The following is a 22,690-nucleotide window of genomic DNA, read 5'->3' on the forward strand; positions in this document are numbered from 1 at the left end:
CCCGAACGGTAGGGCCTACTACGGTCAGGTTTGAGCGTGCAGATCCCGGTTCAGTGCGACCTGATTCGTTAGTATTGACGTACGTTATTGACGGTAAACCCAAAACCGTGACATTTAAAAATGAACCTCATCAAATTCCGGAGGTAATAGAGTGATTACAGAAGACTTCGAACTCGTTAAATCAATTTTCGAGCTGGTAGAGAACGGAATTGTTCACGGTTATGACGCCTTTCGATACAGCGTTGAGTGGGGGGGGAACTATATGGAGGCCGACCTCGCTGTAGAAAAAAATGGCTCAGAAACTTGGGACGCTGAAACTGATTTCAATAACTCGAAAATCTATGCGCTTGTAGAAAAATTACACGAGAATGCGGTCACTCGCGGCGAGCCATGGAAGTCATTTGTCCTGTCTTATCGCGAAGGCGAACAGGTCAAAACAAAATTCAACTATTAGACGGTGATGCGTATTCCAGGCATCCAGGATGCAGCGGGCGGTATTGCCGGCCGCTGCCTTTCCTTTGATTTGCTGATTATCTCTGGTGGCAGCAACTCGAGGCTTTTTCATTTTCATACCGATCATGATGCCGCACCCACTCCATGATCTCGTCCTCATTCCTGCCCTTGGGTGTGAGGTCGAGGTAGTTGTAGGCACCGACCAGCATGTCCAGCCCACGGGCATAGGTTGAGTAGGTGTGGAAAATGTCGCCCTTTGCATCACGATAAAACACGCTCAGGCCGGGCATTTCTTCCTCGGCACTGTCAGTCTTTTCGTAGTTGTACGTAGCCTTTCCTGCAGCGACATCTTCAGCGCGGGCACACACGCCAAAGTCGTAGTTGAAATCGGAACCGTCTGACGAGACCCAGTCGAATTTCCAGCCCATGCGCAGCTTGAAGGCCTGAAACTGCTCAAACGGGGCGTGGGAGACCGCGACCATGGCGATGTCGTGGTGGGCCAGGTGCAGATTGGCGCCGTCGATGTGGTCGGACAGGAACGAGCAACCCTGACAGCCTTCCTCCCAGTCCTTGGCAAACATGAAGTGGTAAACGATCAACTGGCTGCGATTGCCGAACAGGTCGGCCAGTTTCAGCTCGCCGTGTGAGCCGTGAAATCGGTAGTCCTTGTCGACTTTGACCCAGGGCAACGCGCGGCGTTTGGCGCTGAGGCGATCGCGTTCCTTGGTGAAGGCCTTTTCGTCGGCCAGATGCTGTTTGCGCGCAGCGAGCCATTCTTCTCGCGATACCACCGGATGATTCTCAACGTTCATGATGATTTCTCCTGCGGGGGTTGAAACCGTCTTTGTCAGACTAGTCGTTTAACACACGATCAATTCGACAGACCGCCGGTCGGTCGCGGCGTGAAATGCGGCTGAACGGCGGCGACAGGCACCGGTCACAACCTATGACAGCGCCCCAAATCACGCGCACCGGAGGTTGAATCAGGATGACGACTTATAACTGGGATTTGATTGAACGCTTGCTGCATGAAGTGCAGAACAGTGCAGGCGAAAGTTTCGCGCCGCGAAAATATGCCGAGGACTATGCGGCGCAGAAAGCCAGTGCAGGCGAGCCGATCGAGAATCTGGATCACTTGAAAACGGTGGCCTGCGAATATGAAGGCTTGTTGCTCGATCGTGGATTTATCGAACCGCGTCCGGATCATATGGGCAGTACCGGCAGCAATTTCATTCTGACGCCACGCGGATCAAGCCTGCTGAGCCTGATCGACAGCAGCATTCCCGGCAATGATCATCCGCGGCAGGTGCTGGACGAGCAGGAAGATGCGCTGGATGAGGCGACGTTTGATGAGGTGGCTTCCAAGGCGCAGATTGCCTGATAGTCTTTTGTGGGAGCGGGCTTGCTCGCGAATGCGCTGTATCAGACACATAGATTGTGAATGATCCACCGCATTCGCGAGCAAGCCCGCTCCCACATTGGATTGGCATCCTATTAAGGTTTCTGTGCAGCCTTCAGGCACTTCAGGTCATTGAAGTCTTTACGCACTCCTTCGATTTTCTTGAGCAACCGCTGACGCTGCTGCGGCGTGCTCTGCGCCATCAAATCAACCGCCAGCGAGCGCGCCTGTGCTTCGGTGTTGGCGTAGGCTTTCTGGTAATCCGCTGTCCATAAGCGCTCGCGATTGACTAGAAGTGTCTCGATCTGTTGTGGGAATTCCGGACTTTTACGCTGCGCAACGGCCGCGCTGAACTGTTGTTGCCAGTGCGCGCGGTTGGCGATCCATTGGGTGTTCTGCTCGCCTAGCGCGGTTGACCAGGCCATCACCCGTTGTTCCTGAGTGACGCTCAACGGACCAAGCCAATCGGTGAGACGCTTGTCCATGCGCGCAGCTCGTTCGGCAATCTGTTGCGCTAGCGGTGGTTTGACGTATTCCTTTTCACGCTTGCGCAGGTCCTTGGCGAACGCGTCGTTCATTTCCGCGACCTGTTTATCGTCCAGCCCTTGCAGCAGTTCGATGGCTGATGGGGTGATCTGGCGTGCGGTTTCGGCGATGGCTTTTTTCGCTTCTACGGTTCGCGCTTGCAGTGCCGCGTCTGTCACCTGATTGGTTTCGACCATCGCTTGCAAGCGATCCAGCCAGTCGAGGTAGCCCGGCAATTGCGTGGTGCAGTGCCAGTTCAGGTGCTCCTTGAGGCGATCGTTGAACCAGTCTTTTTGCTCGCTGGTCATGTCCAGATAGTCGCCAAGCGTCCATGGAATGATCACGTCGAGATTGCGGTAGGCCAGACCGACGCGACTGCAGGCGCCGAGGGCGAGGGTGAAGATCAGCAGGGTGGCGAGGTGTTTGAACCAGCGAGACATGAGCGAGTCCTTGCGAGAGCCTGGCGTCTGATTCTTATGTGAACGCGGGAGGCTGCCGGCAGTTCAGCCGATCAATAGAACGCGCGTTCGGCCTTGAGTGTGACCAGCCCGTCGCACTCGCTATTTTGCCCGGAATAAGCCGAGCAATCGCTGCCACTGAGGTTGGAGTTGCTGTAGATCAGGTCGAGATCGACGCCCATGAACGGCCGGGAAAATTTCACCGACCAATCGGTAAAACTGCTGACATAACCACCGTCCACCGACACGGGCGTGTTCAGTTGGTGGGTGGTGTATTTCATGCTGATCCCGATGCCGAACGGCTGATTGCCGCCGAGGTCGGCGAACAGCGTGTTGTTCTGTTTGTCCGGGTCGTTGCTCACGGCGACGCCGAAGCGGCTGCCGAGCAGGGTCAGGCCGCCGAACAGCTCCTGGCTGTCGAGGGTGTCTACTTTGGGATAACTGTAGTGGATCATCCCGACTTCATAGCCGAGGGTCTGATCGAAAGGTTGTTTGAAGCCGACGTAGGAGTCGATTTCGAGGTTCTTGCCCGGTGTGAGGCCCATGCTCGGTGCGTACTGGCCGACATACAGGCCGCTGTCGTGGCTGAGGTCGAGGCCGCCGTGGAAGGAGCCGACTGCCGCCGGCTTGACCAGGCCTTGGGCCATGCTGCGGCTGGGCGTGGTGCCGAGTTTGAGGTCGAAGTCGCCGAGCTCGCGCTGGAAAATCTGCGCGTGCGCAGTCGAGCAGACCAGCAGGCCTACCAGCAGTAAACAGGAAGTGGGTTTGAGCATGCGTCACTCCATGAACAGCGAGGGCAAGGCATTGAGCCTGCTGAAACGCTTGATCCAGACGCGTGCAAGGATACCGGCGAATGCTCGGCGATGATGGCCGTTCGTCGATTTTCAAAAGATTGGTTAAACAGAATGGAGGGTATTGCGCGGGTGCCAGTCCAGACGCTTCGAAACTCAAAGCGCCTCAGGACGGGTGTATTACCGGGTGTTACTTCTTGCCCAGGCTGATCTGCTTGGACGGACCGAACGTCTGGCCGCTGACGCCTTTGGCAATTTGCTGGATTTCGCCGCCGGACTTGAGGAACGCTGCGATTTGATCGTTGATCGATTCGCTGGTTTCAACGGCTGGAGCTGGCTTTGCTTTGCTGGTGGATGCTTTTACACGCATGGCGGCCATTAACCTGTAGAAAAGTAACTCGGCCAGGCATCGTACAGGAATAACTTGACAATTGCTTGATAAATATCCCCGGGAATAACTGAGCGCGTGGGTGGATTATTCTCGATTAATTATTCGAAATATCCACCTAAGCCACTGTTTTAAATAAGAACATTTATTTGCCATCAGTGAAAACATCCTGCGCGAAATGGCGCGGCCGGTGCTGCGCTGGTCAGACGAGTGGCAGCCCGACCGTGCGAGACCCAGGAAAATCAAGGTGTCCCGTGGATTTTCTCGAGCGGGTTGCTCAGCCAGCGAACGAAGCCGGCAAAACCGGGTAGAATGCCGCCACGCAATGAGGGTTTTGGAAAATGGCTTTAGTCGGGCGTTACAACAGTTTGCAAGTGGTTAAACACACTAACTTCGGTTTATATCTGGATGGCGGTGCCGACGGCGAAATTCTTTTGCCTAACCGTTATATCCCTAAAGATATTCCCAGCGAAGATGAAGACTGGCTCAACGTTTTTATTTATCTGGACAGCGATGACAAACTTATCGCTACCACTGAAAAACCAAAAGTTCAGGTCGGCGAATTTGCCAGTCTGAAAGTTGTTGAAATCAACAGCATCGGCGTGTTCCTCGATTGGGGTCTGCCGAAGGACCTGTTGCTGCCGTATTCCGAAGAGAAGCGGCAGATGACCGCTGGTGAATATTGCGTGGTGCACGTCTACCTCGACAAACACACTCGCCGCATCACCGCGACCGCACGTCTGGATCGCTACCTCGACAAGACCCCGGCCAACTACAGCGCCGGGCAGGAAGTTGATCTGCTGGTGGCTGAAGCCACCGACATGGGCTTCAAGGCGATCATCAACAACAAGCACTGGGGCTTGATTCACAAGAATGAAATCTTCAAGTTCATGCGGTCCGGCATGCGCGAGAAGGGTTACATCAAGGAAGTGCGCGCCGACGGCAAGATCAGCCTCAGCCTGCAACCGGTGGGCCAGGAAGCGGCCAGCAGCCTGAGTTCGAAGATCCTCGCCAAGTTGCGCGAAAGCAACGGCACGCTGGCCATCAGCGACAAGAGCGATCCGGCGCTGATCAGCAGCATGTTCGGGGTCAGCAAGGGCAACTTCAAGAAAGCCATCGGTTCGCTGTACAAGGAAGGCAAGATCGTCATTCACGCCGATCGCATTGAACTAACCTGAGCCTCGCGTAGCCCATGTTGCATGGGCTCACTTGAGGTCGGTTAAATGAAAAAAGCGTTGATTGCCTATGGCGCCACACTGGTGGCGTTTCTGTTGCTCGATGGCATCTGGCTCGGCGTATTGATGGCGCCAACCTACCGCGAGCTGCTCGGTTCTCTGATGCTCGAAAAACCGCTGCTGTTACCGGCAGCGGTTTTTTATTGCCTGTATGTTTTCGGTTGTGTGCAGTTTGTGGTGTTGCCGGCGCTGAGCTGGCAACGCGCGGCACGCATGGGCGCGTTGTTGGGACTGGTGGCGTACGGCACTTATGACTTGACCAACTGGGCGACGCTGCGCGGGTGGTCGGTACAGGTGAGTTTGATGGATTGGGCGTGGGGGGCGTTTGCGACGGCTGTGGCCTGCACGGTCGGTTTCCTGGCTGCGAAGCGATTTGTGAAGTCAATTGCGTAATCTTGGTTGTCGGACCCGACGCCTTCGCGAGCAAGCCCGCTCCCACTGGGGAATGCGTTCTACTGTGGGAGCGGGCTTGCTCGCGAATGGCGGCGCAGCCGACGGCCATTCACCGCTGACGTTACTGACGCAGACAAAGTCTTTTTCAGACGGCTTTTTCTGCCCGAGTGATTGATAATCCCCGACACAGATTTTTGACCAGCGGATGGCTGCCATGTTGTGTGTGTTCGAGGTGTTGCGGTGAGTGTCGAGCGGCGCAATGCCGACGGTTTTGCCCTGCAGGTGATGATCGGCCTGTGCCTGATCTGGGGCGTGCAGCAAGTGATGATCAAGTGGGCCGCGCCGCACATCGCGCCGGTGATGCAGGCGGCCGGGCGTTCGGGGATTTCCGCGTTGCTGGTGGGTTTGCTGCTGTGCTGGAAGGGAGGCTGGGATCAGGTCGGCAACACCTGGCGCGGCGGACTGCTGGCCGGTGCGTTGTTCGGTCTGGAGTTCTTCTTCATCGCCGAAGGCCTGCAGTTGACCACTGCCGCGCACATGTCGGTGTTCCTCTACACCGCACCGATTTTCACTGCATTGGGTGTGCATTTCCTGTTGGCCAGCGAGCGTCTGCGACCGCTGCAATGGCTGGGGATTCTGCTCGCTTTCATCGGTATCGCGATTGCTTTCGCGGGTGGCGTGTCGTGGGACAACCTCGACCGGCGCATGCTGCTGGGCGATGCGTTCGGGGTCATTGCCGGTGCCTGCTGGGGCGCGACCACTGTGGTAGTGCGCGCTTCGCGGCTATCGGAAGCGCCGGTGACCTTGACCTTGTTTTATCAATTGATCGTCGGCTTCGTCGGCCTGCTGTTGATCGCGCTGTTCAGCGGCCAGATCACTCACGTCAGCCTGACCACCGTGGCGGTGGCCAGCGTGTTGTTCCAGGGTCTGGTGGTGTCGTTCCTCAGTTACCTGACCTGGTTTTGGCTGCTGCGCCGCTATCTGGCGGCCAATCTGGCGGTGTTTTCGTTCATGACACCGCTGTTCGGCGTCACCTTTGGCGTGGTGCTGCTTGGCGAAGAATTGAGCATTAACTTCGTCATCGGCGCGGTGCTGGTGTTGCTCGGCATCACCTTTGTCAGCGCTGAGCAGTGGGTGCGTCGGCGTTTGCGCAAAGCCCTCGGCCAGCACTGACCGATTGCAGCGCCAGCCCGCCGGCAATCAGCAGACCGCTGCCGGCAATGATCAGCGCCGGTTGCAGACCGCCGCTGAAATGGCTGCTCAGCGCCGCGAGCAACGGGCCGCTGAGCTGGCCGACGGCGAAGCACGCGGTCAGCAGCCCGGCGTTGCGCTGGGTGGTGTGGGGCGCCAGTTCCCGCGAGCGCTGCATCACCAGTTGCATGCAGGCCAGGAACGGCATGCCGCACAACATCACCCCCAGCGCCAGGCCATAACCGCTGCCCAACAGACAGGCGAAGACCCCGAGCGCCTGCAACCACAGGGTGGCGGTCAGCCAGTGCCGTGTGGTGTTCGGGTCGTGGCGACGCAGGCTCACCAGCAACACGCCGATGGCGGCGCCGAGCCCGAAGCATGGCCAGAACAGATCGGCCTGCCATTGTCCATGAAACTGCGCGTTGGCCATCTGCGAGAGGAACGTCGCCGGAATGATGTAACCCACGCCGTACAGCGCATACACCACAGCCAGTCGCGGGATGCCGCGATTCGCATGGCTGACGTTGAGGGTGGCGACCGGTGTGTGCACGCCCGGTTGTGGCAGGAACCGCACGATCCCCAACAACATCACCAGCGCCACGGCGGCATAGATCAGCCACAACGTGGCAGACGTCTGGTTCAGCAGATGTGAGAACAGCGCCAGCAACCCTGTGAGAAAAATCCCCAGCCCCGGACCGGCGAACACCAGTGCACCGAGCCGTGGCCGGCCTGCCGCCGCTGCCAGTGGTTGACTCAGCGCCGTGATCATCACCAGCACCCAGGCACTCGCCACCCCGGTGCCAAAGCGCAGCAGTAAATGCGCCCAGAAGCCGTTGGCCCAGAACGACGCCAGGGTCAGCAGCACGCACAGCCACAACCCGCCATGCAACCGGCGCTGCACTTGCTGCGGACGATGGGCGAACATCGCATCCACCGCACCCAGCAGATAGCCGAGGTAGTTGGCCGCGGCAATCAGACCGGCGGCCGTCAGGTCGACCTGGCCTTCGCTGAGCAGGTGCGGCAGTTGCGGGGTGAGGGCGAAACGCCCGATGCCCATGGCCATCATCAGGGCGACGAAACAGGCGGATAAGCGAATCAGTGGCGACATGGTCGGGATTCCTTTGGAGGAGCAATGACCGTCAGGCTAGAACCGATTGACTTTCTTTAAAATTGAATAATAGTGAGTAACTTGTTCTGTAATGGAGAATGGTTGTGGAATTCAGCCAATTGCGGATCTTTCAGGCAGTGGCCGAGGAAGGTTCGATCACCCGCGCCGCCGAGCGTCTGCACCGGGTGCCGTCCAACCTGTCGACCCGGCTCAAACAGCTGGAAGAGCAATTGGGTGTCGAACTGTTCGTCCGCGAGCGTCAGCGTTTGCAGTTATCGCCTGCGGGAAAAGTCCTGCTGGACTACACCGGCAAACTGTTCGCGCTGCGCGATCAGGCCAGTGCGGCGGTGATGGGCGGGCAACCGGCGGGGGATTTTGTTCTCGGTACGCTTTACAGCACCGCGGCAATCCATTTGCCGGCGTTGCTCGCGCGCTATCACAAGCAATACCCGGCGGTGAATCTGCAAGTGCAGTCGGGGCCCAGCGGTGAGTTGCTTGAAGGCCTGGTCTCCGGGCGTCTCGATGCGGCTTTGGTGGACGGCCCGCCACAACTGGCGGGGATCGACGGCGTACCGCTGTGCGACGAGCGTCTGGTGCTGATCAGCGAAGCCGATCACCCGCCGATCCGCAGCGCCAAAGAGGTCGAGGGCAGGGCGGTGTTCACCTTCCGCCATGGCTGCGCTTACCGCGCCCGACTGGAGGCGTGGTTTGTCCACTATCAGGCGGCGATGGGCCGGGCGATGGAGATCGAGTCCTATCAGGGCATGCTTGCTTGTGTGATTGCCGGCAGCGGCGTGGCGCTGATGTCGGAGTCGATGCTGGCCAGTCTGCCCGGGCGCGAAAGTGTCGCGGTGCACCCGTTGGCCGAGCCGTTTGCCAGTGCGACAACATGGCTCATGTGGCGCAAGGGCATGGTCGGGGCCAACCTCAATGCCTGGATTGAACAGCAGCAAGCGCTCTATCCCGTGGCATCCAGTGAAACCCGGCAGACGGCGTGAACCAATCGATGGTAATTCTGTTCAATTCAGTAACAGATCATTGCGGATTTGGCCGAGCATTGCGTAGGACTTAGGACTATTATCAGTGCGAAGCGGCCTCAGAATTCCGGCCGCTCAGCACTACCCTGAAGGGGGCATGACGATGAAAGAGAAAATTCAGAACTGGCTGCACGATTTGGGTGTTGCCCTCGGCTTGATCGAACCGCCTCTGCAACCCGTTCCGATCCGCACCGATGACGAACAGCGCCGGCGTCAGCCTCGCCGGCGGTAAGTACGGCTCCATGTGAGTGACGCTTGTTGTGGCGAGGGAGCTTGCTCCCGCTCGGCTGCGCAGCAGTCGTAAGGTCACTGAACAAGGTCCGTCTGGCACAACCGGGCTGAATGGTTTTGGGGCTGCTTCGCAGCCCAGCGGGAGCAAGCTCCCTCGCCACAGGGTTTCAGCTCACCCTGATGGTTGTATTTGGCAAACCCTCTCAATGCCTTCCAATCTCTAGCAAAAATCGACTCAGGTCATTCGCGGTTTTCGCGGTCTTGAGCATGTGATCCTCTTCGGCGGTGAACGCCGTCAGTCCGAACTCATCTTCCAGATGAAATATCAGATCCTCGATATCTGCCTTCTCCAGCCCTAATTGCACCAGGCGGGTGTCGTCGTTGAATTCGCGGGAGTCCAGCAGGCGCTTAATGTATCGGTGCACGGCAGCACGCACGGCAGTTCTTCTCATGGCAGACAGTTTCGTTGTTGTGTTGACTGATTACAGCAGGCCTCAAGCGTGTCGACGTAACCATTCGTCAATCATCGAACGCAAATGCCCCCCGGAAAAACTGCCGAAATGCCCGCCATGCACCGTGCGGATCGGCAGCGCCTGCAAGCGCCGCAGGCTGGTGGCGTAATCCTGCAGATTGGAGTGGTAGGCGTCTTCGATCAACGGCCCGTCGTAGATGATGTCGCCGCTGAATAAGGTTTCGGTGGCCGCCTCATACAGGCTGATCCCACCCGGCGAATGCCCCGGCGTGTGCAGCACTTGCAGCGTGCGGTTGCCCAGATCCAGCACGTCGCCATCCTCGACAAACCCGGTGGCTGGCGCAGCCTTGACCCGGTATTCGGCGTAGCACAGCGGACAGTCCGGATGCGCCTCGAACATGTCGTCACCGACGAAGGCCCGGCTGAGGTCATTCTCGCCGTTCGGCGCGGCAAGAATGTCGGCCTCGGCGCGATGCACCAGACGTTCGGCGAATTCGTGATGCCCGGCGATGTGGTCGAAGTGGCAGTGGCTGGCGACGGCCACCAGCGGCCGTTCGGTGAGCCACGGCAGTTGCTCGCGCAGGCTGACCAATCCCGAACCGCTATCCAGCAACAAGTCCTTGTCGCGGCCCTGAACATGCCACAGGTTGCAGCGGTAGAACGGTCGAATATACGGTTCATGAATCAGCCGGATGCCATCGCTCAAGCTCAAAACTTCAAACCACTGATCGCGCGAAACGATCTTCATAAGCCATTTTCTCCAGACGTAAAAAAACGGGTGTGGCAACCGACGCCACACCCGTCGAAGAAAGCATCAAGTCGTTACATCAGAGCTTAGATCGCACTCGCCACGGTCGCCGGGCGAGGGGAGACCAGGCTGACCACCACAAAACTCACCAGACCTACCGCAAGGCTGTAGTAGATCGGCGTGTTGGCATCCAGACCGTCCTTGAACATGAACAGCAGCGCGGTGGCGAAACCCAGGCCCATGCTGGCGATGGCGCCGGCGGTGGTCGCGCGTTTCCAGAAGATCGCACCGATCAGCGGAATCAGCATGCCGCCGACCAACAGGTTGTAAGCAAGAGTCAGGGCGCTGATCACGTCATTCACTACCAGCGCGATGCCGAGCACCACGACACCGGTGAGCAGGGTGAACAGGCGGTTGATCGCCAGGCTCGACTGTTTACCGCCACGCAGTTTCGGCAGCAGGTCTTCAGTCAGGGTGGTGGCCGCAGCCAGCAGGCCGGCACTGGCGGTAGACATCATGGCGGCCAGTGCCGCAGCGATCACCAGACCACGGATGCCGTCCGGCAGCGACAGTTTGACGATGGCGGCGAAGGCGTTGTTGACGTTGTCCAGATCCGGGATCAGTACGTGAGCGGCCATGCCGATCAGCGCGCAAGCCAAACCGTAGAGGATGCAGTAGATACCGGCGATGCTGCCGGCGTACTGGGCGACTTTGGCGGTCTTGACGGTGAACACCCGTTGCCAGATGTCCTGACCGATCAGGATGCCGAAGAAGTAGATCATGAAGTAGGTGATGATCGTGTCCCAGCCGATGGTGGTGAAGTTGAACGCCGCTGCCGGCAGCTTCAGCACCAGTTCGTCCCAGCCGCCGACGCGGTACAGGCAGATCGGCAACAGGATGAACATCAGGCCCACGGTCTTGATGATGAACTGGACGATATCGGTCAGGGTCAGCGACCACATGCCGCCGATCGCCGAGTAGATCACCACCACGCCACCGCCGAGCAGTACCGAGATCCAGAATGGTAGGCCGAACAGCACTTGCAGCACGGTGCCGATCGCCAGGATCGAGGTCACGCCGATCATCAGCGCGTAGGCCAGCATGATCACCGCGCTCGCCGAGCGGGCCATCGGGTTGTAGCGTTTTTCCAGAACCTGGGTAACGGTGTAGATCTTCAGTTTCAGCAGCGGTTTGGCGAGGAACAGGTTCAGCGCGACGATGCCGCAACCCAGCGCGGCGCATAGCCAGAAACCGGAGATGCCATGCACGTAGCCCAGACGCACGGTGCCGACAGTGGACGCACCACCGAGCACGGTCGCGGCCATGGTGCCCATGTACAGGCTTGGGCCCAGGTTACGCCCGGCGACCAGAAAATCCTCGTTGGTCTTGGCCTTGCGCATGCCGTAGTAGCCGAGCAAAAGCATGCCGGCGGCGTAGATGAGGACGACGAATAAATCCAAAGCCATGATGGCGTGTCTCCGATTGTCTTTTTTATGGTGAGGCTGAATTCGATTTGCCCTTGTGGGAGCGGGCTTGCTCGCGAATGCGATCTGTCAGTCACATCACTGTTGAATGTGCCGACGCTTTCGCGAGCAAGCCCGCTCCCACAGGGGATTTGCGTCAGGCGGCCTGACGCAGTTCAGGTTTTGCTACGCCTTGGCTGCGGGCATCCGTGGGCCCGAACACTTCGCGCGGTTCCGGGAACAGGCTCAGCAGCGTCAGGTACACCACCGAAGCCAGCCCCAGGGTCACCGGCAGGCTGATGTCGATGCCGCCAGCCATCTCGCCCAGCGGGCCGACGAACTGCCCCGGCAGGTTGACGAAGCACAGGCCGACCGCCGCGCTCGGGATCCACGCGCCCAGACCACGCCAGTTCCAGCCGTGGTTGAACCAGTAGCGTCCGCCTTGCTCGCCGCGAGTGAACACTTGCAGGTCATCCGGGCAGTAGAAGCCGCGACGCACCAGCAGGCCGATGATCATGATCACCATCCACGGGGTAGTGCAGGTGATGATCAGCACGGCGAAGGTCGACACGCTCTGCACCAGGTTCGCGGCAAAGCGGCCGATGAAGATGAAGGCAATCGACAGCACGCCGATCAGCAGCGTCGCTTTCACTCGTGACAGCACCCGCGGGAATACGCTGGACATGTCCAGCCCGGTGCCATACAGCGAGGTGGTGCCGGTGGACATGCCGCCGATCACCGCAATCAGGCACACCGGCAGGAAGAACCAGCTCGGCGATACCGCCAACAGACCACCCACATAGTTGTTCGCTGCGATGTAGTCCGGCGCCTTGATCGCGACGATGGTCGCGGTGCTCAGGCCGAACAGGAACGGGATGAACGTGGCGATCTGCGACAGCACCACAGCGGCCATGATCCGCTGCTTGGAGGTGTCACGCGGGATGTAGCGCGACCAGTCGCCGAGGAACGCACCGAAGGAAATCGGGTTGCTCATCGCGACCAGCGCTGCGCCGATGAACGCCGCCCAGAAGCCCGGTTGCCCGAGGTTCACCGTGCCGGCGTAGTTCACATCGAAAGGACCGGCGAAGGCGAAGATGCCCAGCAGGAACAACAGGCTGGCGCTCCACACCGCGATCTTGTTTACCCACAGCAGAAAGCGGAAGCCGTAGATGCACACGGTCAGCACCAGAATCGCGAACAGACCGTAGGCCAGGCCCAGGGTCAGGTCGGTTTCCGGCAGACCGATCAGGCGTTTCGCCCCACCGATCAACGCATCCCCCGAACTCCACACCGAGAGCGAGAAAAACGCGATAGCGGTCAACAGCGACAGGAACGAACCGACGATCCGCCCGTGCACGCCGAAGTGCGCCCCGGAGGACACGGCATTGTTGGTGCCGTTGATCGGGCCGAACAGGCCCATCGGTGCGAGGATCAGCGAGCCGAGCAGCACGCCCGCCACAATGGCCCAGACGCCGGCCTGAAACGACAGACCGAACAGCACCGGGAAACTGCCGAGCACGGCGGTGGCAAAGGTGTTCGAACCACCGAAGATCATCCGGAACAAGTCCGTCGGGCCTGCGGTACGTTCGTGGTCCGGGATCTGTTCGACCCCGTGGGTTTCAATTTGCGTAAGGCTTTGGTCGTTGGCTTTGTTGTTGTTATTCATGATCAGCTCCGATCATAAAGGCGCGCTCATCGTGCGTGAGCGTCACCTGTTTTGGCTAAGGGGGTGGCAGCCCTTCCGGCATTGCGGACAAATGTTCATGGCAGGCCAGCCAATGGCCTTGTTGTTCTAGGCTCGACGCTTGTTTCTTGAAAACAATCGTCTCGCGCTCCTGGCTGAAATGTTGCTCCCCTTGCATGCGCAGCTCGGTGGCCACGTCATGGACAAACACCGCCACGTCACCTTGCAGGCTGACGAAAGCGTTGCTCGAAGTGCACGACAACACTTCGAAGCCATCCTCGGCGCGCCAGCTGTCCCACAACGCCTGATAGGCATCGCGCGACAGCAGCGGCTGTTCGAGGGTGTAAAACACGAAACTTGCATCGGCGCTGAACGCGCCGAAATAAGCTTCGCGATCGTTACGAGCGAAGGCGGACACCAGATCGGCAGCCGCTTTCAACACCTGATCACGTTCGTTCATGGCCGAACCCTCAGCGGTGGACCACGCCAGGCAGTACGCAGAGCATTTCGTACAGCAGGTTGGCGGCCAGCAGCGAGGTGTTGCCGGTGGTGTCGTAAGCGGGCGAGACTTCTACCAGATCGCAGCCGATCAGGTCGAGGCCCTGACAGCCGCGAACGATTTCAATCGCCTGAATGGTCGTCAGACCCCCGATTTCCGGGGTGCCGGTGCCAGGCGCCCAGGCTGGGTCGATGCCGTCGATGTCGAAGCTCAGGTACACCGGACCGCCACCGACTTTCTCGCGCACTTCAGCCATCAGCGGTGCCAGCGACTTGTGCCAGCACTCTTCGGCCTGCACCACGCGGAAACCCTGATCGCGGCTCCAGTTGAAGTCGTCAGCGGTGTAACCCTGTGCGCGCAGACCAATCTGCACCACGCGGTCGCAGTCCAGCAGACCTTCTTCGACGGCGCGACGGAAGGTTGTGCCGTGGGCGATTTTCTCGCCGAACATGTGATCGTTGACGTCAGCGTGGGCATCGATGTGCACCAGACCGACCTTGCCGTGCTTTTTGTGAATCGCCCGCAGGATCGGCAGGGTGATGGTGTGGTCGCCACCCAGGGTCATCGGGATCACGTTGTGCTCGAGGATGTTGTCGTAGGCTTCTTCGATGATGCGTACGGCGTCGAGCAGGTTGAAGGTGTTGATCGCCACGTCACCGATGTCGGCGACCGACAGCGAGTCGAACGGCGCGGCGCCGGTGGCCATGTTGTACGGGCGGATCATCACCGATTCGGTGCGGATGTCGCGCGGCCCGAAGCGGGTGCCGGGGCGCAGCGAAGTACCGATATCCAGGGGCACGCCAACGAAGGCAGCGTCCAGGCCGGCAGCGGTCGGTACATGGGGGAGTCGGAGCATGGTGGCGATGCCGCCGAAGCGCGGCATTTCGTTGCCGCCCAGTGGTTGGTGAAGAATCTTGTCCACGGGTAGGGCCTCATCGTCTTTGTTTTATTTATGTCGGCGCACCGTTGAACACAGGTTCGGACGCCGCTGTGGGGCCGATTCTGCGAAATGTAGTGCGGGGGAAGAATCGCTACGGGCAAAAACTTAGTTCAGATTTTTCTAAACTAATGCTGAGGCTGGAGATAGACTCGTCGCTGTTCGCCGGGGTGAACATGACGCCTGTGTGGGAGCGGGCTTGCTCGCGAATGCGGTGTGTCAGCAACATGGATGCCAACTGATACGACGCCTTCGCGAGCAAGCCCGCTCCCACAGGGACTGTGTCTCTTCGGACGCACCGAATGCTTCTTGTGATGGAGTAGACATGGCCAACGCTTTACCCGACCTGAAACTATTGCGCATCTTCGTCAGCGTGGTCCGGCATCAGGGCTTTGCCAATGCGCAGCAGGAACTCAACCTGTCGACCTCGGCGATCAGCACCTACATGAGCCAGCTCGAAGCCGCGCTCGGTCTGGTGCTGTGCCATCGCGGGCGGGGTGGGTTCAGCCTGACCAGCAAGGGTGAGCTGTTCCATCAGGAAACCCTGCGCCTGCTGGCCGAGCTCGAAGGCTTCGAGCAATACGCCGCCGCGCTCAAGGGCGAACTGCGTGGCACGCTGAATCTCGGGGTGATCGATTCCACGGTCAGCGACAAGGCCTTGCCGTTCGCCGAAGCCATCGGCGCCTACAGCCAGGAACACCCGGCGGTGCATTTGCACCTGTCGGTGATGAGCCCCTACGAACTGCAACTCGGTGTGCAGGACAATCGCCTCGATCTGGCCATCGGTGCCTTCTCCACGCGCATGAGCGGTCTGGTGTACATGCCGCTGTACCGCGAACAGCACTGGCTGTATTGCAGCAGCCGGCATCCGCTGTTCAACGAGCGGCGGATTCCCGAGCAGGTCATCACTCAGCAGCGCATGGTCGGGCGTGGTTACTGGAGTCAGGCGGAGCTGGCGCGTCATGGTTTCAAGCACAGCGCGGCGACTGTGGAAAGTATGGAAGCGCAGCTGATTCTGGTGCTCTCTGGTGCCTACATCGGTTACTTGCCGGAGCACTACGCCCAGGCCTGGGCTGACAAGGGCGACTTGCGCGTTTTGCTGCCGGCGACTTTCGGTTATCAGGCGCCGTTCTCGATGATCATGCGCCGTGGCCGCAGCCGCGAACCGCTGATCCAGACCTTCCGTGATTTGCTCAAAGCACAGCTCAATCAGGCTTAAGAACGATGTCCAGACCCCAATGCCCGCGCTGCCTGCGCCCACAAACCCATTGCCTGTGCCCGCTGATCCCGAGCCTCGATAGCCGCACCCGAGTGTTGCTGTTGCAGCATCCGAGCGAGGTCAATCACGCGCTCAACACCGCGCGATTGGCGGCGTTGGGTTTGACCAATGCCGAGCTGATTGTCGGTGAGGTGTTCGAGGATTTACCCGCTCTGCTCAACCGGCCGGGGTATCAGGCGCGGTTGCTGTTTCCCGCCGACGATGCGCAGCCGTTGCAGGCTTATCGCGAGTCTGACCAACCGCTGCTGTTGGTGGTGCCGGACGGCACCTGGCGCAAGGCGCGCAAGATGCTCCATCTCAACCCGCTGCTGGCGGCGTTGCCACGGGTGACGCTGGCCGCGGGCGGGGTGTCGCGCTATCGGTTGCGCAAGGCACCGGGGCCGGGGGCGTTGTCGACGATCGAGGCGATTGTGCAGGCGCTGGAAACCCTTGAAGCGCCGACCACGTTTGCGCCGTTGCTCAAACCGTTCGAGGCGTTGATCGAGGGGCAGATTGCGGCGATGGGGGAGGAAGTTTTTCAGCGTAATCATTCAAAATAATGGGTGTTGGTGCGGGCCTCTTCGCGAGCAAGCCCGCTCCCACAGGGGAATGCATCCCAACTGTGGGAGCGGGCTTGCTCGCGAAGGCGTTGGATCAATCACCGCAAATCTCAACAATGCCTACCGCTCACGCATCGCCTCGGTCCGTGCCTTCAGCACCGGTTTAAGCAGGTAATCCAGCACACTTTTCTCCCCGGTAATAATGTCCACCGTCGCCACCATCCCCGGGATGATCAGCAGCGGTTTCACATCGCCGCCCAAATGGTTTTTATCGGTGCGCACCTGAATCAGGTAGAAGCTGTTGCCCTTGTCATCGGTGATGGTGTCGGCGCCGATCAGTTCGAGTTTCGCGCTCAGCCCGCCGTAGATCGTGTAGTCGTAAGCGCTGAACTTGACCATGGCCTTCTGGCCCGGGTGCAGGAACGCGACGTCTTGCGGACGCACCTTGGCTTCGATCAGCAGGTTGTCCTCCAGCGGCACGATTTCCACCATGTCGCTGCCCGGTTGCACCACGCCGCCGATGGTGTTGACCTTGAGTTGCTTGATCACCCCGTGTACTGGCGAAGTCACGGTGGTGCGGCTGACGCGGTCGTCAATGGCGATGCTCGACGCGGTGATTTTCGACAGGTCGGTGCGTTTCTGATTGAGGTCCTTGGCGGCGTCGGAACGGAAAGTCTGTTCCGATTCGTCGATCTTGCTCTTGATCTCGTTGATTGCCGATTCCGCCCGTGGAATCGCCAGGGTCGTCGCATTCAGCGAACCGCGAATCTCCACCGCGCTGCGCTTGAGCCGCAGGATTTCCACCGGCGATACGGCGCCAGTGCCGACCAGCGGCGCCGACATGTTCATCTCTTGCTGCAATAGCGCCAGGCTGGAACTGTATTGACCTTGCTTGGAACGAAACTCCGCCAGTTCCTGGGTCTTCTGCCGCAGCTGTTCGGTGAGGGTGCGTTGCTCACTGGCCAGGCGGCGTTGGCGCTGGTCGTACAGCGCGCGCTCGTCTTCGGCGACTTGCGGCGCCTTGGCAATCACCTCGTCAGACAGTTTGAACGGACGGCCCTCGGCTTCGGCGGAGAGGCGTTCGACTTGCGCGGTCAGCGCGTAACGGTCGGCCTCGCTCTCACCTTTGTTCGACAGGAAACGCGTGTCATCCAGGCGCAACAGCTTGTCGCCCTTGTTCACCATCTGCCCTTCACGAACAAAAATCTCGGTGACGATCCCGCCCTCCAGGTTCTGGATCACCTGGACCTTGCTTGACGGAATCGCCTTGCCTTCGCCCATGGTCACTTCTTCAAGCACGGCGAACTTGGCCCAGACCAGCGCACTGATCAGCAGCGCCGCCGCCAGCCACACGGTGATCCGCGACCAGCGCGGCGAATCCTGCAGCGCCGCGCCAGCGGTTTCCGGCATGAACTCGGCTTCGGCGCTTTTGCCGAAACTGTTGAAGTAGCCGCGCTCTTTCGAAGATGAAGCTGACATGCGGCGATACCCCTCAATCAAGAGAAACCAAGCCAACACGAACCTATGGCGAGGGAGCTTGCTCCCGCTGGGTTGCGCAGCAGCCCCAAAAATCTTGTGGGCGCTGCGCACCCAAGCGGGAGCAAGCTCCCTCGCCACAGACAGTAGGTGGCCACAGGTTTGTGTTGCATCGACTAAACCGCCGCCGAGCCGACGCGGCCCTTGCGCAGTGCATCGATGACCGCTTCTTTCGGGCCGTCAGCGACGACCCGGCCGTTGTCCAGTACCAGCAACCGGTCCACCAGACTCAGCATCGAGGTGCGGTGGGTGACCAGCAGCAGCGTCTTGCCTTGCACCCAGCCGTGGAGCTTCTGGCGCAGCAGGTCTTCGCTGCTGTTGTCCATGGCGCTGGTGGGTTCGTCGAGCAGCATGATCGGTGGGTCGAGCAGCAATGCCCGAGCGAGTAAAACCGCCTGACGCTGGCCGCCGGAAAGTAGCTGGCCGCGCTCGCCCACTGGCCGGTCGAACCCTTGTGGATGCTGGCGGGCCAGTTCGGTGACGCCGGTCAGCTCGGCGACTTCGAGCATGCGTGAATCGCTGATGTAGCGGGCGCCGAGGGTCAGGTTGTCGCGCAGGCTGCCGGCCAAAAGCGGCAGGTCGTGGGCGACATAACCGATCTGCTGGCGCAGGTCGGCGACATCCAGTTGCCGCAGGTCGAGGCCGTCGAGCAGCAACTGGCCTTCCTCGGGTTCATAGAAACCCATCACCAGCCGCGCCAGAGTGCTTTTGCCCGAGCCGCTGCGGCCGATGATGCCGATCCGCTCACCGGGTTTCATGCTGAAGCTGACGTTGCTCAGCGCCGGTGCGTTCTGGCCGTTGTAGTGAAAGGTCACGCCGCTGACGTCCAGCGCACCTTGCAGCTGCGTGCGTTCCAGTGGCCGCTGCTTGCCGTCGCGCTCCTGCGGCAGGCCCATCAGCGCGTCGGTGCTTTTCATGGTCAGTTGCGCTTGCTGGTAGCGGGTGATCAGCCCGGCGATCTGCCCCAATGGCGCGAGTACGCGGCTGCCGAGCATGTAGCTGGCGACCAGCGCACCGACGCTGAGGTTGCCGGCGATGATGCTGTAGACCCCGGCAACAATCGTCGCCATCCCCGAGAACTGCTGGATGAACAGCGTGCCGTTGGTGGCCAATGCCGAGAGGTTGCGTGCGTGGCTGTCGAGGCGGGTGAGGGCGCCGTGGGTGCTTTCCCATTTGTGCTGGCGCTCGCTTTCGGCGCCGCAGGCCTTGAGGGTTTCCAGACCACCGAGGGTTTCGATCAGCAGCGCCTGCCGTTCCGCACCCAGGCTCAGACTCTTTTGCACGGTGTCGCGCAGGCGCGCCTGAATCACCATGGCGAAGATGATCGTGATCGGAAACGCCAGCAGCGGAATCACCACCAGCCAGCCACCGAGCAGACCGATCACCACCAGCATCAACACCACGAAGGGCAGGTCGATCAGGCTGGTCAGGGTCACGGCGGTGAGGAATTCGCGCAGGCCCTGAAAGTCATGAATGCTCTGGGCGAAACCGCCGATGGTTGCCGGCCGCGCCTTCATCGCCATGCCGGTGATGCGCTCGAACAACGTCGCAGAAAGGATCACATCGGTTTTCTTGCCGGCGGTGTCCAGCAGGTGCGCGCGCACTACCCGCAGCACCAGTTCGAAACCGGTGCCGATCAGCAAACCGATCGCCAACACCCACAGGGTCGAGGTGGCCTGATTCGGCACCACGCGGTCGTAGGTCTGCATCACGAACAGCGGCACCATCAGACCTAAAAGGTTGATCAGAAAACTGGCGAGGATCGCATCGCTGTACAGCCATTTCGACAGCTTGAGGGTGTCGCGAAACCAGGCGTGGACCCGCGGCACCAGCGGTGAGCGCAAGTCTTCGAGTTCGTGGCGCGGACGGGCGAACAAGGCCTGACCGCTGTAGTGTTCGGCGAGTTCTTCGCGCTCGACCCATTGCTCGCCGCCATCGGCTTCGCTGGGCAGGATCAGCGCTTTGCCGTCGTCGCCGAAACGCCGCAATACGGCGGTACGCCCATCCTTGAGCAGCAACAGAATCGGCAGATTCAGCGCAGAAAGATCTTTCAGTTCGCGGCGCAACAGACGCGCCTGCAACCCGGCCCGGGCCGCTGCGCGGGGCAGCAGATCGAGGCTCAGGCGTTGCTTGTTCAGGGGCAGCCCGGCACTCAGACTGGCGCGACTCACCGTCGCGCCATGCAGTTTGCAGAGGATCAACAGACCGTCGAGTAACGGGTCATCGAAGCTCAGCCGCGGATCGATCCCGGTGTTACCGCCTTCGGCCATGCTAGTCATATTGATCGCCCCTGTAATGACTGGTCCAACCTTGTGGCGAGGGAGCTTGCTCCCGCTTGAGTGCGCAGCACTCACAAAATCTTCATCGTTGAACGTTTTTGGGGTCGCTGCGCAACCCAGCGGGAGCAAGCTCCCTCGCCACAATGGATCGTGGGACTTACTTCAGTTCGGGCAGGCGTGCTTCATTCTTCACATCGGTTGCGGCTATCGCATCGGCCGGCAGCACCACCCGTTGCTTGCTCAGCAACTGGCCCATGTTCGCCAGTACGCGGTACATCGAATATTCCTCGGTGTAGCGGATTTCGGTGTAGCGACGGTTGGCGTTGTAAAGCTCGTTTTCACTGTCGAGCAAGTCGAGCAGGGTACGTTGGCCCAGACCGAACTGATCCTGATACGCCGCGCGCACACGCTTGGTGGTCTCGGCGTATTCACGGGCGGTCGGGGTCTGTTTCTTCGCGTTGACCATGGCGTTCCACGCCAGGTGGATGTTCTCGTTCAACTGCCGCAGGGCGTTGTTGCGAATGTCCATTGCCTGATTGATCTGGTGCGCATCGGACGCCAGCCGGGCTTTGTCGCTGCCGCCACGGAACAGGTTGTAGTTCATGATCACGCCCACGCGCCATTCGTTGTCGTGGCCTTCATCACCTTGCACGTTGTTGTTCGCGCCCACCGCCGCCTCTGCATCGAAACGTGGATAGAACGGCGACTTGGCGACTTCGTACTGGCTCTCGGCCGACTGCACGTCAGCCTGGGCGGATTTCAGATACGGGTTGTTCTCGACCATGCTCTGCTGGGCTTCCGGCAGGCTGGTGGGGATTTCACCGCGAGTCGACGGTGGCGTTTCCAGTTCATCGGGCATGCGCCCGACCACGGCGTAGAAGTTCGATTCGGCGTCGGCCAGATCGACTTCGGCGGTGTCGAGGTTGTTCTCCGCCAACGCTTTACGGGCGACCGACTGATCGGAGTCTGCGGTGCTGCCGATACCGCGCTGGGTGCGCAGGCCGATCTGATCGTTGACCCGCAAGTGCGCTTGCAGGTTGTTCTTGGCCAGGGTCACCAGTTCGCGGCGCTTGAGCACTTCGAGGTAGACCTCAATGGTGCGCAGGGCCAGATCCTGGGCGGTGCCTTGCGCGTAATAGGCGCGCGAGTTGGACACGCCCTTGGTGCGCTCGACCTCGTTGGCGGTGTTGAAACCGTCGAACAACATCTGCCGCAAGCGTAATTCGGACTGGGTGTAGTTGAGGATTTCGGTGTTGTGACCGCTGGGAGTCAAGGCCCGCGTATTGGTGTTGTCGCTGTAGCCGCGACCGTAAGCAGCGTTCAAATCCACGGACGGATAAAAGCCGCCCTTGGCCACTTTCACCTGCTCGTCGGCAGACAGTTTGGCGTCCACGCGCGAGGCGAGCTCAGGGTGGGTGGCGATGGTGCTTTGTATCGCGTCGGTCAGGTTCATGGCCTGAGCTTGGGAAGTGCAAGCCATGGCCAGCAAAACCGCGCTGCAGAGGGGGGTTAAAACGCGCATGGGTGCATCTCCCTGGTCCTGATGGTGTGTTACTGTCGCCAAATATTTGACGATATTTTAAGGTTTAAGCGTTTCACTCTTGTAACAACAGAGCTAAGAACATCCTGAAGCGTAGCTAAGAAAAAATTTTCATAAGGGTTATGCCAAAAAAAACTTATGCGCTGCGACAAATCCGGGACATTGTTCAGCACGAAAGCCTTTGTTTTCCGCGCATCAGGGTGCACGGAAAGGCTTGAGGAAAGTTCCATTCACTTTGCGACATACGGCGAAGTAATGCTGAAGGGGAGGGACGCGTAGCGGCAGATGAGCGACATTTTTTTGTCACTCGGGTGATTCACCACCGTTACGTAGCGTTAGTGGGTTTGCTGCATTGATCAGGAGTTTTAAGTGCTTGATCGCACTGAAGTTTCCTTGCTTGCGCTACCTGCGAAACGAACTGCCGAGGTGTGAGCGTCACCCCGGCAACCCGATTGAGCCATGGGCTGCTTCGCGAACCAGTGCCGACGGTGGTCGGCAGCGGAGG

At 59.8% G+C, this 22,690-nt stretch carries 23 protein-coding genes; 9 read left to right on the plus strand and 14 right to left on the minus strand.

Annotated elements, in window-relative coordinates:
- Window positions 1–151: 151 nt before the first annotated feature.
- Window positions 152–454, plus strand: a complete 303-nt coding sequence (locus tag NTD85_RS20675; protein WP_262143083.1) for a hypothetical protein — start codon at window positions 152–154, stop codon at window positions 452–454.
- A 76-nt stretch (window positions 455–530) separates the two neighbouring features.
- On the opposite strand, the gene NTD85_RS20680 is transcribed toward NTD85_RS20675, so the two are convergent.
- Window positions 531–1,265, minus strand: coding sequence for a DUF899 domain-containing protein (locus NTD85_RS20680; RefSeq protein ID WP_262143084.1), 735 nt, complete (start codon window positions 1,263–1,265; stop codon window positions 531–533).
- 176 nt (window positions 1,266–1,441) lie between these two features.
- On the opposite strand from NTD85_RS20680, the gene NTD85_RS20685 reads away from it, so the two are divergent.
- Window positions 1,442–1,834: a transcriptional regulator gene (locus NTD85_RS20685; RefSeq protein WP_096797478.1), complete on the plus strand. Its 393-nt coding sequence runs from the start codon at window positions 1,442–1,444 to the stop codon at window positions 1,832–1,834.
- A gap of 113 nt (window positions 1,835–1,947) precedes the next feature.
- Here NTD85_RS20685 and NTD85_RS20690 read toward each other — a convergent pair whose 3' ends face one another.
- The 3 genes from NTD85_RS20690 to NTD85_RS20700 all read right to left on the minus strand — a co-directional run bounded on the left by NTD85_RS20690 (window position 1,948) and on the right by NTD85_RS20700 (window position 4,005).
- Entirely contained in the window at window positions 1,948–2,817 is an 870-nt protein-coding gene (locus tag NTD85_RS20690) for a DUF6279 family lipoprotein (RefSeq protein WP_003222702.1), read from the minus strand.
- Window positions 2,818–2,888: 71 nt separating this feature from the next.
- The gene (locus NTD85_RS20695; protein ID WP_003222704.1) at window positions 2,889–3,608 is read right to left on the minus strand and encodes a TorF family putative porin; all 720 of its coding nucleotides are present in this window, start codon (window positions 3,606–3,608) and stop codon (window positions 2,889–2,891) included.
- Between the two features lie 208 nt (window positions 3,609–3,816).
- On the minus strand, window positions 3,817–4,005 hold the full coding sequence (locus NTD85_RS20700; protein ID WP_016985943.1) for a hypothetical protein: 189 nt from the start codon (window positions 4,003–4,005) through the stop codon (window positions 3,817–3,819).
- Between the two features lie 350 nt (window positions 4,006–4,355).
- Here NTD85_RS20700 and NTD85_RS20705 point away from each other — a divergent pair, with 350 nt between their 5' ends.
- The 3 genes from NTD85_RS20705 to NTD85_RS20715 all read left to right on the plus strand — a co-directional run bounded on the left by NTD85_RS20705 (window position 4,356) and on the right by NTD85_RS20715 (window position 6,815).
- Window positions 4,356–5,192 carry a S1 RNA-binding domain-containing protein gene (locus tag NTD85_RS20705; protein WP_003222709.1) on the plus strand — a complete coding sequence of 279 codons (837 nt, stop codon included), beginning with the start codon at window positions 4,356–4,358 and terminating at the stop codon, window positions 5,190–5,192.
- A gap of 45 nt (window positions 5,193–5,237) precedes the next feature.
- On the plus strand, window positions 5,238–5,642 hold the full coding sequence (locus NTD85_RS20710) for a DUF2177 family protein (protein WP_262143085.1): 405 nt from the start codon (window positions 5,238–5,240) through the stop codon (window positions 5,640–5,642).
- Window positions 5,643–5,882: 240 nt separating this feature from the next.
- The gene (locus tag NTD85_RS20715; protein WP_262143086.1) at window positions 5,883–6,815 is read left to right on the plus strand and encodes a DMT family transporter; all 933 of its coding nucleotides are present in this window, start codon (window positions 5,883–5,885) and stop codon (window positions 6,813–6,815) included.
- On the opposite strand, the gene NTD85_RS20720 is transcribed toward NTD85_RS20715, so the two are convergent.
- Window positions 6,760–7,941 (minus strand): MFS transporter, encoded by a 1,182-nt coding sequence (locus NTD85_RS20720; protein ID WP_262143087.1) that lies wholly within the window; start codon window positions 7,939–7,941, stop codon window positions 6,760–6,762. The two genes, NTD85_RS20715 and NTD85_RS20720, sit on opposite strands and share 56 nt — an antisense overlap.
- A 104-nt stretch (window positions 7,942–8,045) precedes the next feature.
- Between NTD85_RS20720 and ptrR the strand changes: the two genes are divergently transcribed.
- Both ptrR and NTD85_RS20730 read left to right on the plus strand, forming a co-directional pair.
- Window positions 8,046–8,939, plus strand: coding sequence for a putrescine utilization regulator PtrR (gene ptrR / locus NTD85_RS20725; protein WP_027614570.1), 894 nt, complete (start codon window positions 8,046–8,048; stop codon window positions 8,937–8,939).
- A gap of 142 nt (window positions 8,940–9,081) precedes the next feature.
- Window positions 9,082–9,210 (plus strand): PA1414 family protein, encoded by a 129-nt coding sequence (locus NTD85_RS20730; RefSeq protein WP_003184145.1) that lies wholly within the window; start codon window positions 9,082–9,084, stop codon window positions 9,208–9,210.
- Between the two features lie 202 nt (window positions 9,211–9,412).
- On the opposite strand, the gene NTD85_RS20735 is transcribed toward NTD85_RS20730, so the two are convergent.
- The 6 genes from NTD85_RS20735 to speB form a co-directional block, all read right to left on the minus strand.
- Window positions 9,413–9,661, minus strand: coding sequence for an acyl carrier protein (locus NTD85_RS20735; protein WP_262143088.1), 249 nt, complete (start codon window positions 9,659–9,661; stop codon window positions 9,413–9,415).
- Between the two features lie 42 nt (window positions 9,662–9,703).
- A complete protein-coding gene (locus tag NTD85_RS20740) occupies window positions 9,704–10,429 on the minus strand; it encodes an MBL fold metallo-hydrolase (protein WP_262143089.1) in 726 nt (241 codons plus the stop codon).
- Between the two features lie 86 nt (window positions 10,430–10,515).
- Complete coding sequence (locus tag NTD85_RS20745; protein ID WP_003222714.1) at window positions 10,516–11,895, minus strand: sodium:solute symporter; 1,380 nt, start codon at window positions 11,893–11,895, stop codon at window positions 10,516–10,518.
- A 154-nt stretch (window positions 11,896–12,049) separates the two neighbouring features.
- Window positions 12,050–13,558, minus strand: coding sequence for a purine-cytosine permease family protein (locus tag NTD85_RS20750; RefSeq protein ID WP_262143090.1), 1,509 nt, complete (start codon window positions 13,556–13,558; stop codon window positions 12,050–12,052).
- Window positions 13,559–13,613: 55 nt separating this feature from the next.
- Window positions 13,614–14,036, minus strand: coding sequence for a YybH family protein (locus tag NTD85_RS20755; protein ID WP_003222716.1), 423 nt, complete (start codon window positions 14,034–14,036; stop codon window positions 13,614–13,616).
- A gap of 10 nt (window positions 14,037–14,046) precedes the next feature.
- Window positions 14,047–14,997: an agmatinase gene (gene speB / locus NTD85_RS20760; protein WP_003222717.1), complete on the minus strand. Its 951-nt coding sequence runs from the start codon at window positions 14,995–14,997 to the stop codon at window positions 14,047–14,049.
- 340 nt (window positions 14,998–15,337) lie between these two features.
- On the opposite strand from speB, the gene NTD85_RS20765 reads away from it, so the two are divergent.
- Entirely contained in the window at window positions 15,338–16,231 is an 894-nt protein-coding gene (locus NTD85_RS20765; RefSeq protein WP_007956593.1) for a LysR family transcriptional regulator, read from the plus strand.
- A 5-nt stretch (window positions 16,232–16,236) separates the two neighbouring features.
- The gene (locus tag NTD85_RS20770) at window positions 16,237–16,830 is read left to right on the plus strand and encodes a tRNA-uridine aminocarboxypropyltransferase (protein WP_103486552.1); all 594 of its coding nucleotides are present in this window, start codon (window positions 16,237–16,239) and stop codon (window positions 16,828–16,830) included.
- Between the two features lie 120 nt (window positions 16,831–16,950).
- Here NTD85_RS20770 and NTD85_RS20775 read toward each other — a convergent pair whose 3' ends face one another.
- From NTD85_RS20775 to NTD85_RS20785, 3 genes are all read right to left on the minus strand, one after another.
- A complete protein-coding gene (locus tag NTD85_RS20775) occupies window positions 16,951–18,309 on the minus strand; it encodes an HlyD family type I secretion periplasmic adaptor subunit (RefSeq protein ID WP_003222719.1) in 1,359 nt (452 codons plus the stop codon).
- A 173-nt stretch (window positions 18,310–18,482) separates the two neighbouring features.
- Window positions 18,483–20,645 carry a type I secretion system permease/ATPase gene (locus NTD85_RS20780; RefSeq protein ID WP_262143091.1) on the minus strand — a complete coding sequence of 721 codons (2,163 nt, stop codon included), beginning with the start codon at window positions 20,643–20,645 and terminating at the stop codon, window positions 18,483–18,485.
- 157 nt (window positions 20,646–20,802) lie between these two features.
- Window positions 20,803–22,167 carry a TolC family outer membrane protein gene (locus NTD85_RS20785; protein ID WP_003222721.1) on the minus strand — a complete coding sequence of 455 codons (1,365 nt, stop codon included), beginning with the start codon at window positions 22,165–22,167 and terminating at the stop codon, window positions 20,803–20,805.
- Window positions 22,168–22,690: the final 523 nt, after the last annotated feature.

Source organism: Pseudomonas sp. 13B_3.2_Bac1 (genome assembly GCF_025466205.1).
Lineage (GTDB): Bacteria > Pseudomonadota > Gammaproteobacteria > Pseudomonadales > Pseudomonadaceae > Aquipseudomonas > Aquipseudomonas fluorescens_H.

Excerpts from the sequence above, each read along its gene's own strand:
- NTD85_RS20680 (WP_262143084.1), bottom strand. The coding sequence starts at position 1,265 with ATGAACGTTGAGAATCATCCGGTGGTATCGCGAGAAGAATGGCTCGCT.
- NTD85_RS20685 (WP_096797478.1), top strand. The coding sequence starts at position 1,442 with ATGACGACTTATAACTGGGATTTGATTGAACGCTTGCTGCATGAAGTG.
- NTD85_RS20690 (WP_003222702.1), bottom strand. The coding sequence starts at position 2,817 with ATGTCTCGCTGGTTCAAACACCTCGCCACCCTGCTGATCTTCACCCTC.
- NTD85_RS20695 (WP_003222704.1), bottom strand. The coding sequence starts at position 3,608 with ATGCTCAAACCCACTTCCTGTTTACTGCTGGTAGGCCTGCTGGTCTGC.
- NTD85_RS20700 (WP_016985943.1), bottom strand. The coding sequence starts at position 4,005 with ATGGCCGCCATGCGTGTAAAAGCATCCACCAGCAAAGCAAAGCCAGCT.
- NTD85_RS20705 (WP_003222709.1), top strand. The coding sequence starts at position 4,356 with ATGGCTTTAGTCGGGCGTTACAACAGTTTGCAAGTGGTTAAACACACT.
- NTD85_RS20710 (WP_262143085.1), top strand. The coding sequence starts at position 5,238 with ATGAAAAAAGCGTTGATTGCCTATGGCGCCACACTGGTGGCGTTTCTG.
- NTD85_RS20720 (WP_262143087.1), bottom strand. The coding sequence starts at position 7,941 with ATGTCGCCACTGATTCGCTTATCCGCCTGTTTCGTCGCCCTGATGATG.
- NTD85_RS20730 (WP_003184145.1), top strand. The coding sequence starts at position 9,082 with ATGAAAGAGAAAATTCAGAACTGGCTGCACGATTTGGGTGTTGCCCTC.
- NTD85_RS20735 (WP_262143088.1), bottom strand. The coding sequence starts at position 9,661 with ATGAGAAGAACTGCCGTGCGTGCTGCCGTGCACCGATACATTAAGCGC.
- NTD85_RS20740 (WP_262143089.1), bottom strand. The coding sequence starts at position 10,429 with ATGAAGATCGTTTCGCGCGATCAGTGGTTTGAAGTTTTGAGCTTGAGC.
- NTD85_RS20745 (WP_003222714.1), bottom strand. The coding sequence starts at position 11,895 with ATGGCTTTGGATTTATTCGTCGTCCTCATCTACGCCGCCGGCATGCTT.
- NTD85_RS20750 (WP_262143090.1), bottom strand. The coding sequence starts at position 13,558 with ATGAATAACAACAACAAAGCCAACGACCAAAGCCTTACGCAAATTGAA.
- NTD85_RS20755 (WP_003222716.1), bottom strand. The coding sequence starts at position 14,036 with ATGAACGAACGTGATCAGGTGTTGAAAGCGGCTGCCGATCTGGTGTCC.
- NTD85_RS20765 (WP_007956593.1), top strand. The coding sequence starts at position 15,338 with ATGGCCAACGCTTTACCCGACCTGAAACTATTGCGCATCTTCGTCAGC.
- NTD85_RS20770 (WP_103486552.1), top strand. The coding sequence starts at position 16,237 with ATGTCCAGACCCCAATGCCCGCGCTGCCTGCGCCCACAAACCCATTGC.
- NTD85_RS20775 (WP_003222719.1), bottom strand. The coding sequence starts at position 18,309 with ATGTCAGCTTCATCTTCGAAAGAGCGCGGCTACTTCAACAGTTTCGGC.
- NTD85_RS20780 (WP_262143091.1), bottom strand. The coding sequence starts at position 20,645 with ATGACTAGCATGGCCGAAGGCGGTAACACCGGGATCGATCCGCGGCTG.
- NTD85_RS20785 (WP_003222721.1), bottom strand. The coding sequence starts at position 22,167 with ATGCGCGTTTTAACCCCCCTCTGCAGCGCGGTTTTGCTGGCCATGGCT.